This window comes from Enterococcus sp. DIV2453a (assembly GCF_050533535.1).
GTDB lineage: Bacteria > Bacillota > Bacilli > Lactobacillales > Enterococcaceae > Enterococcus > Enterococcus faecalis.
The window spans coordinates 275537-291476 of the sequence record NZ_CP172899.1; the positions used below are offsets into that span (position 1 = coordinate 275537).

The window sequence follows — 15940 nt, forward strand, 5'->3', positions numbered from 1 at the left end:
GTTATTAGTTACAATTAATTATTATTATTAAGATAATTATAATAATTATTATTTAATAATTTGTTCATATTATGGACAGGTGGAGTTAATAACTACTTGCTATCCTTAAATTATCAAGAGGGAAAGGGAGTAGTAGCTTATGAAGAAAAAAATCGTTGGTACAATTACATTGTTGGCTTTAAGTACGTTATTAGTTGGTGGAGCAGGAGGGGCTTTGACGGCAGAAGCATACGTTCCTCAAAGCGTAGACAATCCCAATAATTTAGGGAATTTACCTGAGTATTTACGCTCGATTGGTATTCGGCAAGATGAAATGTTATCGGAAAAAGATTGGGCAGGTCAACGTGTCTATGATAAAAATGGGACCGATTTAACCGCTGAAAATCAGGATTTATTACATGCAATTAAGTTTGATGCAACCACTAGTTTTTATGAGTTTTTTGACAAAGAAACTGGGAAATCCACAGGTGATGAAGGGACCTTCTTTATGACCGCTGGCTTATCTGATAAGAGCTACTTAGTAATTATTTCTGAAACAAAGAATTATCAAGGTGTTTACCGGTCAAGAATGTTGTACCAAGATACTTTTACGTATACACAAACAGGGAAAGACAAAGCAGGAAATGATGTGGAAGTTTTTGTAGAAAATAAAGCAACCTCTGGTCCTGTCTATGGATATCCGCAACCTTTCCCAAATAATCGTCCGAGAACACTGGAATTTACGAATGGCCGACGTGCGATGACAGAGCAAACAGGGGCAATCGATATTAATCGACCTGGTGATGAGATTCTTGGAAAAACATCTTGGTTGTATGGTACGCCTGAGCTCTTATGGAACGGCACGAAAGTAGTGGATAAAGATGGCACTGATGTAACATCGGCTAATCAAAACTTCATTAGCTTAGCGAAATTTGACCAAGACAGCAGCAAATATGAATTTTTCAATTTACAAACGGGTGAAACCCGTGGCGACTATGGCTACTTTAAAGTAGGAAATCAAAATAAATTCCGTGCCCATGTGTCCATTGGAACCAATCGCTATGGCGCTGTCTTAGAATTAACAGAATTGAATGATAATCGTTTTACGTACACACGAATGGGTAAAGATAACGAAGGAAACGATATCCAAGTCTATGTGGAACATGAACCATACCAAGGAACTTTTGATCCTGAATTTACCTTTTAAGAACAAAACATACGAATGGAAACCAAAAAAAGTTTCGACTTCTTTTGGTTTCTCTCTTTTTAAAATAGAAAAACAGAGAAAGCGTTTTAATCGACAAATAAAAAAAGATTCGTTAGATTAGAACCACTGGAGACAAATCTCATATTTCTCTCGAGGAAAGGAAGTTGAGCACAATGAACAAAAAAATTTTAATGGGGCTATTAAGTGTCGTGACCATTCCATTACTTGCTGCGTGTCAAGGAGGAGAAACACCTTCTGCAGCATCAAAAAATAGTCAAACGGTGACTACTCAAAGTAGTGCAAAAACTGAAAGCACCAGTACAACCCGTTCGGTAGCTCAAACAACATCAAAAGAGGAAGTGAAAGAACCGATGAAGACCTATGAAGTGGGTGCGCTTTTAGAAGCAGCCAATCAACGAGATACGAAGAAGGTCAAGGAAATTTTACAAGATACTACTTATCAAGTGGATGAAGTCGACACAGAAGGCAACACACCGCTCAATATCGCTGTGCACAATAATGACATTGAGATTGCAAAAGCGTTGATTGATCGGGGTGCCGATATTAATCTGCAAAATAGCATTAGTGATAGTCCCTATCTTTATGCGGGAGCGCAAGGACGTACGGAGATTTTAGCATATATGTTAAAAAATGCGACACCAGATTTAAATAAGCATAACCGTTACGGTGGCAATGCGTTAATTCCGGCAGCTGAAAAAGGACATATTGACAATGTGAAGCTCTTGTTAGAAGATGGACGAGAAGACATAGATTTCCAAAATGACTTTGGCTATACCGCGTTGATTGAGGCAGTGGGGTTACGTGAAGGGAACCAACTATACCAAGATATTGTAAAATTGTTAATGGAAAATGGTGCGGATCAATCCATTAAAGACAATTCTGGTCGAACAGCAATGGACTATGCCAATCAAAAAGGTTATACGGAAATTAGTAAAATTTTAGCACAGTACAACTAAGTATTGTGTCCTTTCGGGAAGAAATAAATACAGGTAGGAGTGAAGGAAAGCATGAATTATTGGTTAAAAAATGTTCGAATTGAAACAGGGTATCAAAAAGAAGGTGACTGGTTATCTGGGACAGTAACCAAAGAAGTGGCAATTGAAATAACAGATGGAGTATTTACGAAAATCATCCCCAATGAAGAATTGGTAGAAGAACCTGGGTTGACAATTATTGATGGTCACCATCAATTGATTTTACCAGGTTTGATTGAAAAACATTGTCACTTTGATAAAAGTAAACTAGGCGTTCCGTGGTATCCGGTGACGCCAGCGAAGTCAATTGTGGAACGTGTCGAAGCAGAAATTCCTTATTTAGATAGTTTAGAACTTTCTTTAACAGAACGCGCCAATCATTTAATTGACTTAGAATTACCACATGGCGCGACAGCTTTCAGAACACATGTCGACGTGGAACCGATGACAGACTTACGTTATTTTGATGAAGTCCAAGCGTTGGCCCAAACGAAACCATTTGCGGTAGAAATTGTCGTCTTTCCACAGCACGGCTTACTACGTTCAGATTCCGTTGAATTAGTTGATCAAGCATTGACAAAAGGTGCCGATTTTATTGGTGGCGTGGATCCTTATTCACTAGATGGTGATTACAAAAAATCATTGGCTGAAACATTCCGCTTAGCAGATAAACATGGTGTCGGTGTGGATATTCATTTACATGACCGTCACGAAGCTGGGACAACAACGATTAAAGAAATTATCCGTTTAACGAAAGAATATGGCCTACAAGACAAAGTATTTATCAGCCATGCCTTCGGGTTAAATGATTTCATTGGTGAAGAACGTGACGAAGTTTATGATGCTTTAGCAGCAGAAAAAATTCATATTAATTCCAGCGTGCCAATCACACCTAACACGATTCCGCCAATTATGGAATTGTTACGTCATGGAGTCAATGTCCATCTTGGTTGTGACAATATCTACGATTGCTGGTCTCCCTATGGTGATGGTTCATTACAAGAAAAATTGGCTCGTTTAGGTGAACTTTTTAATGTGAAAGATCAAGATGCTTTAACCCAATTATTGGGCTTAGTGACAGATGGTGTCACAACTTTAGACGAACAAGGGCAAGCAAATTGGCCGCAAGTTGGTGCTGAAGCAACTTACTTACTCACTGAAGCAGAATGTGCGGCGGCTTTTGTCGCTCGTCAGACACCGGTGGAAATCAGTGTGGTAAAAGGAACCACACTTTATCAAAAATAACAAAAAGAAGCGAGATTTCTCGCTTCTTTTTGTTATGCTTATCGCTTCTTCAACCAGCTATCCAATTGCTCAAATAAAGTGATGACCGAAGGATCCTTGGTTTGTTTTAAAAAATCATGTTCTAAATAGTAAACCGCTTTAAAGGTACTCTCAGGAATGGTCCGTCCGATTTTTTTGCTATAGCGGAACGGCACTTCTTCGTCTGAGCTACTAGCTGTACTGAAACAAGGGGGAAACGTTTTTAATGTTTCGTCTGACAGTGCGTAAGCAGACCAGTCCCCATTTTCTGGTAATCCGTAAAAGTGCGGCAATAGCGCTTGCTGAATACTGTAATGATACAGCAGATAGCGAGAAAGAAAAGGATCATCCCAAACAGGCTTTGTTTGGTCGATGGTAGCTATTTCTTTAGCGGAAATGGCTTGCTTTAATAATTTTCGTGGCTCTTTAATAAATTCTAAATCTGTATAGCCGTAAAAATTGACTAAAAATTGTGGCGTCAAATTTAGTGTTTGTAATTGTTTGGTTAACTGTAACATTAAATAACCGCCAGCGGAACGTCCGCACAAACCAAAGGGCTGATTTTGAATAATCTCTTCGTTTAACAATTGGAAGGTTTCTGTTAGCGTCCCTAAGATGTGATCGATTTTTGTATTTGGAGCCAACAAATAGTCCAGCGCTAAAACGGTATAGCCATTGCTTGTAAACAGCTCCTTCAGTTCTTCTGGTAAATCACTTTTGGTTCCATAAATCATCCCGCCACCGTGTAAATAGACGACATAGTTCGTTGGTTCAGTCGTAGTGGGGTAGATAGTAACTGTTGCGCCATTAGCGAGTGTTTGATTGTTTTTCAAGTGCACGTCTCCTCATCTTTATAATGTATGTGGCAATTTCATAATTTAACAATTGCAAGGGATTGGCTAAGTCAATATCAAGAAGTTGTTCCACTTTATTTAAACGATAACGAATCGTTTTTGAATGAAGAAACATCGCTTCAGAGGTCTGTTTATAGTTGCGATTATTTTGGAAAAAACTGTACAAAGTTTCAAATAAATCGTAGTTGTTTTCGGCTAATTGATAAAGTGCGCGAGGAATTAATTCGTCTAAATTTTCCAATTGGTCTTCGCGGATAAAATTTTTAAATACCCCAATATCGGCTAAGGTGACAATTGGTCCGTTATAAAAAGTTTCATTAAAGCGCAGAATGTCCAGACATTCAATCAGTAGCTCTTTAATCCCTTCTCGTGATTTTAAACTGCTGACGGCAACGGTAAGCGTGTCGTTTTCTTCTAAAAGTTCAGCTAATAAACGACTTAATTGCAGCTTTGTAATTTTTCCATCACTTTCATTGAAGTTAAAAAGGACCGCCGAATAATTTAGCTGATCAAAGAAGATGGATTTCACACGCAGGGTACGAAGTAAGGCAATAATTCGTTCTTTCATGAGTTGTGTATTGGTGTCTTTGGTAGAAAAAGCAATCGCTTGGTAAGAATCTAGTTCTTGCATTTGCACTTCACGAAGCAAACTGTTTAGCTCGTCAGGATTTTGCGGTGTATTTTGTAAAATAGCATCCGCTAAGTTGTTCAAACGAGTATACCGTTCTTTTTTTAACAAATTTTCGGTATTGAATTTTTCTTGCAAGACATCAATCGCATTTTCGATAATCACTAAATCCGTTTCTTTAACCTTTTCATCTTGTAAATAAACCAGAAGTAAACAATTAGTGGAATAACTATTGAAAATAGAAACTTCTAGTGCCAACTGTTTTTTGGGGTTGGCATGAGAATAAAGTGTTAAAAGAGAGTAATCATTTTTAGTGAACTCACTGTTTTTTAGTTTTTCTCTTGAGAGCACAATCGCATCATGGGGTAAGTCGCCATCGCTAATTTCCAGATGTTTATCCAACATTTTTAAAGCGAAGGGTAATTTAATGATGTCATAAAATTCTTGCATAATCGTCTCAACCGTTGGGTAGTGGCGCTCTAATTTGGTGAAACGTTGGCGCACATCGTAATACGTACGTAAGACATGCGACTGATAATTCAACAAAGGCTCGTAAATCGTAAATAGAATTTTTTCATAGCTAATGTCTTGTGTGATTTTAATTAAAGGAATTTCATAATTGAAACATAATTCGATAAACCACTCTGGAATCATTTTAATGAATCGATCTGTTTTCAAAATTAAGCCGCTGATGCCAATTCGGCGCATCTTTACGAAAAAATTTTCCAACTCTTTTTCGGGTAGATCATGCAATGCGTAGAAAGAAGTCAAAATTAACTGATTCTTTCTACTCCAGTTCTCGATATCAATCGCTTCTAAGACCATTGCCGAGTCAACTTCATTGTCTAAACCAATCTCTTTCGTCAAAATTTTACCTTTTTTTAAGTCACCTATCGATAATAACTCTCTTAATTTCATCGTTTTCTCCTTTTTTCCTCTTATGGATAAAAATTATACCATTTTTTTAGAATTATGTCCGATGAAAACACTTTCTCGTTTCGATACAATAGCATTGTAAGGAATAGATAGGAGGATGAACAATGTTACACACAGTAATTTTGAAAAACAATTACCAAGACTCCATCAACTTAATGTTATTGACCAATAAAATCAATGCATTAGATGGTGTAACCATGAGTCAAATCATGATGGGAACAGATGCCAACAAAGACATCCTTAACAACACGAACTTGTTAACGGATGAGGCCAATAGTGCATCTGCAAACGACATGATGATTGTGGTTGACAGTGAAAAAGAAAACATCATGGAAGAAGTTATGCCAGCGATTGATGAATTCTTAGATGATTTATCAGCAAAGGGAACTAGTGAAGAAGCACAAGCAGCGACTTCTTGGTCAGAAGCGTTTGATCTTTTACCAGAGGCGAATGTAGCGCTATTCAGTATTCCTGGTGAATATGGTGCGCCAGAAATGGAACGTGCCTTAAAAAATGATTTACACGTGTTCTCTTTCACGGATAATGTGTCAATTGAAGATGAAGTACGTTTGAAAAAATTAGCGCATGAAAAAGGCTTACTAATGATGGGTCCTGACTGTGGAACTGGTATTATCTCAAGTATTCCAATCGCCTTTACAAATGTTGTTTCTCCAGGAAACATTGGCGTTGTTGGTGCTTCAGGAACAGGGATTCAAGAAGTTACAACGATTATTGACCGCTTAGGTGGCGGAGTTGTTCACGCCATTGGAACTGGTGGTCGTGACTTAAGCGACAAAGTAGGCGCTATCACAGTGAAAGATGCTATTGTGGCCTTAGAAAATCACGAACCAACCGATGTGATTACAGTCATCTCTAAACCACCTGCAAAAGAAGTTCGTGATGAAGTGGTTGAATTATTACAAAGCATTTCAAAACCAGTCGTTGCGATTTTCTTAGGAGAAAAACCAACAAGTCACGAAGGCAAAGTTTATCTAGCTCATACATTAGAAGAAACAGCTAAAATTGCTGTTGATTTAGCAAATGATGTGGCCGTGAAGAAAAATTACTTTGAAGCATTAGCAAAACCAGCTGTACCAACATTACCAGAAGATAAAGTTGTAAAAGGCTTATATTCAGGTGGTACATTAGCTTCTGAAGCAGGTATGTTAATTTCTGAAGCTTTAGACCTTGGCGGTTTAGTGAAAGCAGAAGGTTATGTCTTGAAATCTCACGGTTATGAAGTCATTGACTTAGGCGATGATATGTATACACAAGGTCGTCCGCACCCAATGATTGACCCAGATGTTCGTATCGAAAAAATTCGTGAATACGCACAAGATGAAAAAACGGGGATTATCTTATTCGATGTGGTGTTAGGCTACGGTGCTCATGAAGACATGGTTGGTGCGTTATTACCAGCAATTGAAGAAGCGCGTGCCACAGCCAAAGAAGCAGGACGCGATCTTTACTTTGTTGCAACTGTTTGTGGGACGACGAAAGATCCGCAAAATTACCAATCGTCGGTTGATCGTTTGAAAGAAGGCGGCGTTTTAGTTGCAGAAAGCAATGCTAAAGCTGTTCAATTAGCTTTATTACTAAAAGGAATCGAAATTTCAGAAGACGATAAAGAAGTGGTTGCTTACAACGGACCAACTGTCGATGTACCAAAACCAGGCGAAAAAGTAATGGAACTATTAACAACCAAACCAAGAATCATTAACGTTGGGTTGCAAAGCTTTACAGAATCAATCGTTGATTACGGTGGCGAAACTGTTCAATTTAACTGGCGTCCGCGTGCCAACGGCAATAAAAAAATGATTAAAATTTTGGATGCTTTGGAAGATTACAGTGAACAAATCGAAGCTGAAAATCACAAAGTAACAGACAAAATTAAAAATGCACAACCATTCTTAGTAGATGTGGTACCTGCAAAATCAGTGATTCCAGAATTAAATGATGATGCACAAAAAACATTACTTCATGCTGGACCACCAATCCAATGGTCTGAAATGACTGGACCAATGAAAGGTGCTTGTATCGGAGCTGCATTATTCGAACGTTGGGCAGACAATGAAGAAGATGCTTTGAAGATTTTTGAAGCTGGCGAAGTACGTTTCATTCCTTGTCACCATGTAAAAGCAGTAGGACCAATGGGCGGTATTACTTCTGGTAATATGCCAGTCTTTGTTGTAGAAAATCGCTTAGAAGGTAACGAAGCATACTGTATCTTGAATGAAGGTATCGGTAAAGTATTGCGTTTTGGTGCTTATTCACAAGAAGTAGTTGATCGTTTAGATTGGATTAAAGATGTTTTAGGACCAACTATTGCGAAAGCCTTGAAACTTTCTGAAGAAGGCTTGAACTTAAACGTATTGATTGCGCGCTCTATTACAATGGGTGACGAGTTCCACCAAAGAAATATTGCCGCATCTTTGAACTTCTTAAAAGAATTGTCTCCATTAATTATCAAAACAGATATTCCAGAAGATCAAAAATACGAAGTAATCAAATTCTTAGCTGACACAGATCAATTCTTCTTAAATGTCATGATGGCAACTGGAAAAGCAATTGTTGATGGTGCCCGTAAAGATACCAACGGAACGATTGTCACAACGATGACTCGTAACGGCGTGAACTTTGGGGTCCGGATTGCAGAAACAGGCGATCAATGGCATACCGCACCAGTAAATACACCAAAAGGTCTTTACTTCACTGGTTTCAGCGAAGAAGACGGAAATCCTGATGTCGGGGATAGTGCAATTACTGAAACAGTAGGCGTTGGAGCAATGGCTATGGTAGCTGCACCTGGCGTAACACGGTTTGTTGGTGCAGGTGGCTTTGAAGATGCGTTAGCAACCTCAAATGAAATGGCAAAAATCTGTGAAGGACACAACCCAACATTCTCAATTCCAACTTGGGATTTCCAAGGAACTTGTTTAGGAATTGATATCCGTAAAGTGGTGGAATTAGGAATTACACCAATCATCAATACAGGGATTGCACACAAAAATGCCGGTGTTGGTCAAATTGGTGCAGGGACAGTTAGAGCACCTCTAGGCTGTTTTGAAAAAGCCCTAGAAGCGTATGCTGAGAAACTAGGCATTACGGTTGAATAACCAACTAGTCATTAGTGACTACATTTTTCCTATCCACCAATATGGCAAGATGGGAACCATTCACAGTGTTTTTGAACGTTCATTTAATCTGAAAGTCCAGGATCAATTAATCAATGTTGCAAACTTCCATAATTATTTATCAAGCTTTGGTATGTTTTTGCCAGATCAATTGTTTCAAGAAATCTTTCCGTATGTACAACAAGGTAATAAAGTCAAAATCACAGAAAATCAGTTGACCTTTTACAGTACAGTCGGCGTGAAAACGATCCAACTCACACCTGCCGAGGTCGTTTCTTTAAACATTACTCATTTCAAGTTAGAAAAAGACCAATTACGCTTGTTGCGAGACCGCTTATTAGCGAGAAACTTAGAACGTAGAATTGGCCTGCCTTTAGACGAACGAGCAAAGCATATTTTCAAAAAAATGAGCCAAAAACAAAAAGTTTGGACACTATCGGAATGGCAAGAAGTAACGAATTATCTGATTGGTCGGGGCAAAGGGTTAACCCCGAGTGGTGATGACATTTTAGTGGCGTATCAAACAATTCTGTTCATACTTGCTGATGAAAGAGCTGCGGCGTTAGCCGCTACTCTTTCGGCAGCAAATTTATCCACAACAGATGTTAGTAAAGGCTATATTGCAAGCTCGGCTAAAGGATATGTAAATTCATTGTTGTATCAGTTACTCTTGGATTTGGAGAACCATCGGGATAATAGAGTTGACGAAAATATTGACAGAATTATACAAATCGGACATTCCTCTGGTAAAGATATGTCATTTGGAATGTTACTAGCTTTACAATCTGTAGAGTTAGATGAGAAGTGAGGAGAAGACATGGAGAATAGTAAAAAAAATCAAGCAGTGCAAGTGAGCAATAGTTACTGGATTAAAGTCGTAGCCATTTTCTTCGTAGGCTGGATTTTAATGTACGCAACACGAACTATTTTTAATCCAGTGATGGGGGTCATTGGAGAACAATTTGGTCTAAGTAACACACAACTTGGTTTAGCCAATAGTATCTTCTTTCTAACCTATGCTGTTGCACAGATTCCTTTTGGGATGATTGGCGATAAAATTGGGCGGAAATTAGTCATTGCTGTTGGGTTTATCGTTCTTGCTATTTCTACTTATTTTAGTGGATTAGCGACAACCTTTGTTATGTTTTTAGTCATTCGTGCAATTGCTGGTATTGGTCAAGGAGCTTACTATGGCCCGCAATATGCGCTATCGACAGAAGCGATTCCAGCAAGTAAACGGACCATCGGTAATGCCATCATCAATAGTGGGATGGCCTTCGGTACATCAGGTGGGTACCTACTTTCAAGTAAGTTGGTTTTAGAAAATGGTGAACATTGGAGCAAACCATTCTTTATCATGGCGATTCCAACGTTTATCGTAGGAATTCTTTTCTATACAATTTTGAAAGAAAAAGTGATTCGTCCTGGTGAAGAAGCTGCACGAGCAGCTGCTGAAGAAGGACCGCAAGAAAAGATCTCATTAAAAGAAATTTTCTCAAATCGTAATTTATTAGCCGCATTTATTTTATGTTTCACAAGTATTTATGCAAACTTTGTCATTATTACTTGGTTGCCACAATTTTTAATTGCTGAACGTGGCTTTACAGGAGCGAGCGTTGGTTTCATTTCATCACTTGTACCATGGGCCTCTATTCCAGGCGCCTTAATCTTCGCTCGTTTGAATGATAAAACAGGTGCGACGAAAAAATTAGTCTTTACATTAGTACCTTTAGCAATCCTATCTGTCTTTGCGATTGCTTTTGTAACAAATCGGACATTGTTAATTTCTGTTTTAATTCTTTATGGGTTAACAGGGAAATTAGCGTTAGATCCAATTATGGTGACTTTTGTTACCAAACATGCACCAAAAGCGGCCTTAGGAACAACGTTAAGTGCCTATAATTTTATCGGGATGTCAGGGTCAATCCTAGCACCGTATGTCACAGGATATTTAGCAGATACAGCAGGCTCAATGCAAGTTGGCTTCTATCTTTCTTGTGTACTATTAGTTATTGGTTTACTAGCTTTTGCTTTCTTAGCTAAAGATGAAAGTAAACCGAAATTAGGTTAATTATCCCTTCGATAATGACTGAAACAATCAAAATGAGCAAGACAAAATCTTTCATTTCGTAAACAAATTATTTCTTATCCGTCGATACTGAAAAGATTTTGTCTTTGCTTTACTAAAAAGGAGCGAATCAATCAATGAGTTTAAACGTAATTGCCCTAGGTGGGAATGCTATTTTAGATACGGATCCAACAGATGAAGGCCAAAAAGCCGTCGTTAATCACGCGGCCAAATATATTGCAGAATTTGTTGCCAAAGGGGAACAAGTCATTGTCTGTCACGGAAACGGACCACAAGTAGGGAATTTGCTTTTACAACAAAAAGCAGGCGAAAGTGAAAAAAATCCAGCGTTGAAATTGGATACTTGTGTTGCGATGACACAAGGAAGCATCGGTTACTGGTTACAAAATGCTTTAACTAATGAGTTTGAAAAACGTAACATTGCTAAACCAGTTATCTCTGTAGTTACGCAAGTGCGTGTGGACAAAGAAGATCCTTCGTTTAAAAAACCATCCAAACCAATTGGTCCATTCTATACAAAAGAAGAAGCTGACGCGGAAGCAGCCAAAGATGGCTCTACGTATGTGGAAGATGCTGGCCGTGGCTACCGAAAAGTTGTTCCATCACCAATGCCTAAAGAAATTGTTGAAAAAGAGGCGGTTCGTGCTTTAGTAGAGGCGGACGTTTTAACTATCTGTTCTGGTGGCGGGGGCATTCCGGTCGTAGCAGAAGACGGACAATACGTAGGTGTGGAAGCGGTTAACGACAAAGATTTCTCTGCACGTGTTTTAGCTGAAAACGTTGATGCAGACCGTTTGATTATTTTGACAGGCGTTGATAACATCTACATTAATTACAATCAACCAGATCAAAAAGCATTAGAACAAATCAGTGTAGCCGAAGCAGAAGAATACATTAAAGAAGGTCACTTTGCTGCTGGTAGTATGCTACCAAAAATCGAAGCTGCCTTAGACTTCGTAAAAGGTGATGACAAACGGAAAGCAATCATTACTTCTATCGAAAACTTAGAAAACATCGATAAAGAAGCAGGAACTGTGATCAGTCAAAAGGGGTAGTTTACCATGAAAAAACCGTCCATGATCACCCAAATTGCAATTGCTGTTGTCGTAGGAATCCTCGTAGGACTCTTGATTCCTGCTAGCGGCAATTACTTGAAAATAGTTGGAGATGTCTTTTTGCGACTGATGCAAATGGCTATTCCTATCTTGATCTTAGGACAAATTGTCCAAGCAGTTGGCAGTATTAATCCAAAAGAATTAACGAGCCTTGGGGGTAGAACAATCGCTGTTTTCGGGATTTCCTCCTTAGCTGCCGCTTTATGGGGCGTCCTAATGGCAGTCATTTTTAATCCAGGATACGGTGTTAAAATGACTGGCTTCCAAGATGCTTCTATTAAAGCGCAAGAAATCTCAATCACTGATACGATTTTAAATTTCGTTCCGAAAAATATTTTTGATTCACTGACTCAAGGATCGATTATTCAAATTATTGTCTTTGCATTATTTTTTGGTTTAGCACTGAATAAATACTTACAAAGCCATCCAGAGACACAACTCTTCCAAATAATTGTGGACTTTAATGAAGTTATCATTACAGTCATTCGATACGTCATGTATCTAGCACCTCTGGGGATTTTTGCTTTAATTGCTTCAACAATTAGTCACTTAGGCCTTCAAATTATTTTACCGTTAGTGAAGTATCTATTGGTCTATGGATTAGGAACTATTTTATTTTTGGGCATCTGGATTTTGGTTATCACATTGTACTGTAAAGTAAGTCCACTACGTTTAATTACAAACATGAAAAATATGTCTGTGATGGCCTTGGCGACAACTTCTTCAGCAATTACTTTACCAGTAGCTTTGGAAGAAACAGAAACAAAATTAGGTTTAAGTAAGCGAATTACTAACTTAGTGTTGCCGTTAGGTATGTCGTTAAACAGTAACGGTTCAGCGATGCATATGGCTTTTACTGTAATGACTATCGCTCAGATGTATCAGCTAGAGTTTGATATTACGAAAATGATTTACTTAGCAATTACAGCAACGTTTGTCTCACTAGCAAACGCAGTTGTTCCCGGTGCGGGCTTAGTCTCACTGGCAGTGATTGTTCCGCAAATGGGTTTACCCATTGAGAGTATTGCAATTTTTGCAGGCGTCGAATGGTTTGTTGGCATGTTACGAACAATTTTAAATGTCAATTCAGATGTTTACTCTGCTATTCTAGTTGCAAAATCAGTGGATGAAATTGACTATACTGTCTTTAACAGTAGCAATAAGTAGTGAAAAAAGGGGAGGAAATGCAAGGACGAAGAAGAAAATCACTTGTTTTCTTTCCCTTTTTTAAGATTAATGATAAAGGAGCAAGCGCAATGGAAGAAATGGTTGTCGTTACACCGGAGAAATTAGAAAAGCTGATGAAACAAAAATTAGAAGCTGCTGGTTTACATTCTGAACATGCCGAAGAAGTTGCTCGACATTTAACTTTTGCAGATGCTAGCGGTATTCATTCACATGGTGCGGTTCGTATGGATTATTATGCGGAACGGATTGCAAAAGGCGGGATCACGATTGATCCCGAATTATCATTTGAAAAAACTGGACCGTCCACTGCCATTTTTCATGGCGATAATGGCGTGGGTCAATTTGTTTGTAACGAAGCATTAGCTGCTGCAGTTGACCTAGCCAAAGAATCAGGGTTAGCATATGTTGGCGTTTCTCAAACGAGTCATAGCGGGACGTTATCGTATTATGTTAAAAAAGCAGCGGAACAAGGCATGGTTGCTCTTTCGATGTGTCAATCTGATCCAATGGTGGTACCGTTTGGTGGTACAAGCAATTATTTTGGAACAAATCCAATCGCTTTTGCAGCACCTAGAGCAGGTCATGAACCAGTCGTGTTTGATATGGCTACGACAGTACAGGCTTGGGGGAAAATTTTAGATGCACGTTCAAGAGATGTTGAAATTCCCGACACATGGGCAGTAGACGAAAAAGGCCAGCCAACGACTGATCCTTATGAAGTACGAGGTTTATTGCCGATTTCAGGACCAAAAGGATATGGACTAATGATGATGGTCGATGTCTTAGCTGGTTCGTTGTTAGGCTTACCTTTTGGCAAACATGTCAGCTCCATGTATGCGGATTTAACGGAGAAACGGAATCTGGGTCAGATGTTTTTAGTCATTGATCCAAGCCGCTTTACAGATTCTGAACGATTTAAAGAAAATATTAATCAAATGGTGGAAGAACTTCATAGTGTGCCTACAGCAGAAGGGTTTCAACAAGTTTACTATCCAGGAGAAATTGGTCAGCTAAACTATCAAAAAGCCATGTCAGAAGGCATTGAAATTCCACAAAGTATTTATGATTATTTAGTTAGTGAGATTGTACATTACGATAAATATGGCGGGCAAGGTGCCTTTGCCAAATAATGAGGAGCGCAGAGAGTATTCGCTGCTGCGTTGCTCTCGCCTTCTTTCTATTGGAGGAAAGTAAAATGAAAAAATCGTCAAAAGTAGCACTTATTTTTGCATTCTTAGTTAGTATTTTTGTGCCAGTTGCGGCCTTTGCTGATGAGATTGGGGATGTAGTTGCCCCGACAGGAATCATGGCATTAGTTGTGATTATTCCATTGATTGTTGTTTTGGTTCTATTGTTTATGAAAGTCGATATGATTATCGCTGGTTTAATTGGTGGCGTCTTAGCGATGCTGATTGGTGGCATTGGACTAGAAGAAGCGAATAAACAGATGTTGGAAGCTATCCCAATGATGTTAGGAATTACCGTTCCCATCATTAATTCAGCTGTTGCGATGGCGGTCTTTAAAGCAGGTAGTTATTCAGCTGCATTAACTTTAGCCAAACGAGGCACAAAAGGAAAAGTCGAGTATGTTTCAGCTTTTATTGTTATCTTATTAGCCGCAGCCACATATATGTCAGGAATTGGTGGCGGAAGTGCGATGGTTATTGCGCCATTGGCCTTTGCTGCAGTTGGCGTTGTTCCTGAATTAATTGCAGCAATGTCTTTAGCTGCTGCGGTATCATTTACAACATCACCCGCTTCATTAGAATCAAGTATTGTTTCAAAATTAGGCGATATCAGTGTCGGTTCATATGTTTCAACCATGCGACCTTACTGGTTATTCTTCGTAGCATTAGCGATTGTGTTAGCCTTTTGGGGAACGAAACATAGAAATGTTGGCTTTAAAGAGTCGGCAGATGATGAATTTGATAAAAAGAGCAATGGTGAATTATTTAAAATTACCTTGCCAGCCATTTTCTTATTGTTTGCTGTAATTTTCGGACCAATTGTGAATGATTTAATTGGTTTTGCCTTCTTTACGCCACTTGTATACATGATTTTAACATTAGTTTTAATTTTCTTATGTACAGATTTCTCAATGAACAAATCTGTCGAAGCGATGGTAGATGGGTCTACATATATTTTGACTCGTTTATTCCAAGTAGGGATTTTCTTAGCCTTTATTAATGTTATTGCACAAACAGGAACGTTTGCTGTCATCGCAGGTGTTGCTGAAAATGCACCAGCCTTTATTGTCGTGCCAGTTGCCATTTTAACAGGGATTTTAATTGGGATTCCAGCTGGGGCCTACGTGGGTTCTGTTTTAACTTTAGTGCTACCAGTTGCTGTATCGTTGAACTTCCCGCCGTTAGCATTAGGTTTTGTAGCAATGGGTGTTGGTTTAGGTAGTCAAATGAGTTTCGTTAATATTACTATGCAAGCTTTATCTTCAGGCTTCCAAATTCCAATTTTGGATGTTGTTAAAGGAAACGTGAAATGGTTAAGTATTGCCTCTGTACTATTATTAGTTATCGGTTTAATCTTTGGATAAA

Annotated in this window: 12 protein-coding genes; 10 read left to right on the forward strand and 2 right to left on the reverse strand. The window is 38.7% G+C overall.

The annotated features are described in order from the left end of the window. Nucleotides 1-139 precede the first annotated feature (139 nt). The 3 genes from IGK03_RS01430 to IGK03_RS01440 all read left to right on the forward strand — a co-directional run bounded on the left by IGK03_RS01430 (nt 140) and on the right by IGK03_RS01440 (nt 3426). Complete coding sequence (locus IGK03_RS01430; RefSeq protein ID WP_202334742.1) at nt 140-1186, forward strand: DUF4822 domain-containing protein; 1047 nt, start codon at nt 140-142, stop codon at nt 1184-1186. 173 nt (nt 1187-1359) lie between these two features. Next, nucleotides 1360-2163, forward strand: a complete 804-nt coding sequence (locus IGK03_RS01435; protein WP_002373191.1) for an ankyrin repeat domain-containing protein — start codon at nt 1360-1362, stop codon at nt 2161-2163. Between the two features lie 51 nt (nt 2164-2214). Then, entirely contained in the window at nt 2215-3426 is a 1212-nt protein-coding gene (locus IGK03_RS01440; protein ID WP_202334743.1) for an amidohydrolase family protein, read from the forward strand. 38 nt (nt 3427-3464) lie between these two features. Here IGK03_RS01440 and IGK03_RS01445 read toward each other — a convergent pair whose 3' ends face one another. Both IGK03_RS01445 and IGK03_RS01450 read right to left on the reverse strand, forming a co-directional pair. After that, nucleotides 3465-4277 carry an alpha/beta hydrolase gene (locus IGK03_RS01445; RefSeq protein ID WP_202334744.1) on the reverse strand — a complete coding sequence of 271 codons (813 nt, stop codon included), beginning with the start codon at nt 4275-4277 and terminating at the stop codon, nt 3465-3467. Further along, nucleotides 4252-5844, reverse strand: coding sequence for a PucR family transcriptional regulator (locus IGK03_RS01450; protein ID WP_002355248.1), 1593 nt, complete (start codon nt 5842-5844; stop codon nt 4252-4254). The genes IGK03_RS01445 and IGK03_RS01450 overlap by 26 nt, the downstream gene beginning before the upstream one ends. 122 nt (nt 5845-5966) lie before the next feature. Here IGK03_RS01450 and fdrA point away from each other — a divergent pair, with 122 nt between their 5' ends. From fdrA to IGK03_RS01485, 7 genes are all read left to right on the forward strand, one after another. Continuing rightward, nucleotides 5967-8978 carry a DUF1116 domain-containing protein gene (gene fdrA, locus IGK03_RS01455; protein ID WP_002355249.1) on the forward strand — a complete coding sequence of 1004 codons (3012 nt, stop codon included), beginning with the start codon at nt 5967-5969 and terminating at the stop codon, nt 8976-8978. Further along, entirely contained in the window at nt 8971-9804 is an 834-nt protein-coding gene (locus IGK03_RS01460; RefSeq protein ID WP_002355250.1) for a DUF2877 domain-containing protein, read from the forward strand. Before fdrA ends, IGK03_RS01460 begins: the two co-directional genes overlap by 8 nt. 9 nt (nt 9805-9813) lie before the next feature. Further along, nucleotides 9814-11067, forward strand: a complete 1254-nt coding sequence (locus IGK03_RS01465) for an MFS transporter (protein WP_002355251.1) — start codon at nt 9814-9816, stop codon at nt 11065-11067. Between the two features lie 134 nt (nt 11068-11201). Further along, complete coding sequence (gene arcC / locus IGK03_RS01470; protein WP_002355252.1) at nt 11202-12140, forward strand: carbamate kinase; 939 nt, start codon at nt 11202-11204, stop codon at nt 12138-12140. Nucleotides 12141-12146: 6 nt separating this feature from the next. After that, nucleotides 12147-13367, forward strand: coding sequence for a dicarboxylate/amino acid:cation symporter (locus IGK03_RS01475; RefSeq protein WP_002361159.1), 1221 nt, complete (start codon nt 12147-12149; stop codon nt 13365-13367). Between the two features lie 89 nt (nt 13368-13456). Then, complete coding sequence (allD, locus tag IGK03_RS01480; protein WP_002413499.1) at nt 13457-14518, forward strand: ureidoglycolate dehydrogenase; 1062 nt, start codon at nt 13457-13459, stop codon at nt 14516-14518. Beyond that, nucleotides 14518-15939, forward strand: a complete 1422-nt coding sequence (locus IGK03_RS01485; RefSeq protein WP_002383665.1) for a hypothetical protein — start codon at nt 14518-14520, stop codon at nt 15937-15939. The genes allD and IGK03_RS01485 overlap by 1 nt, the downstream gene beginning before the upstream one ends. The last annotated feature ends 1 nt before the right edge of the window (nt 15940 follow it).

Bases quoted from the DNA above. Each gene is read 5' to 3' on its own strand.
- allD (WP_002413499.1), top strand. From the start codon at position 13,457: ATGGAAGAAATGGTTGTCGTTACACCGGAGAAATTAGAAAAGCTGATG.
- IGK03_RS01485 (WP_002383665.1), top strand. From the start codon at position 14,518: ATGAGGAGCGCAGAGAGTATTCGCTGCTGCGTTGCTCTCGCCTTCTTT.
- IGK03_RS01430 (WP_202334742.1), top strand. From the start codon at position 140: ATGAAGAAAAAAATCGTTGGTACAATTACATTGTTGGCTTTAAGTACG.
- IGK03_RS01440 (WP_202334743.1), top strand. From the start codon at position 2,215: ATGAATTATTGGTTAAAAAATGTTCGAATTGAAACAGGGTATCAAAAA.
- IGK03_RS01465 (WP_002355251.1), top strand. From the start codon at position 9,814: ATGGAGAATAGTAAAAAAAATCAAGCAGTGCAAGTGAGCAATAGTTAC.
- arcC (WP_002355252.1), top strand. From the start codon at position 11,202: ATGAGTTTAAACGTAATTGCCCTAGGTGGGAATGCTATTTTAGATACG.
- fdrA (WP_002355249.1), top strand. From the start codon at position 5,967: ATGTTACACACAGTAATTTTGAAAAACAATTACCAAGACTCCATCAAC.
- IGK03_RS01435 (WP_002373191.1), top strand. From the start codon at position 1,360: ATGAACAAAAAAATTTTAATGGGGCTATTAAGTGTCGTGACCATTCCA.
- IGK03_RS01450 (WP_002355248.1), bottom strand. From the start codon at position 5,844: ATGAAATTAAGAGAGTTATTATCGATAGGTGACTTAAAAAAAGGTAAA.
- IGK03_RS01475 (WP_002361159.1), top strand. From the start codon at position 12,147: ATGAAAAAACCGTCCATGATCACCCAAATTGCAATTGCTGTTGTCGTA.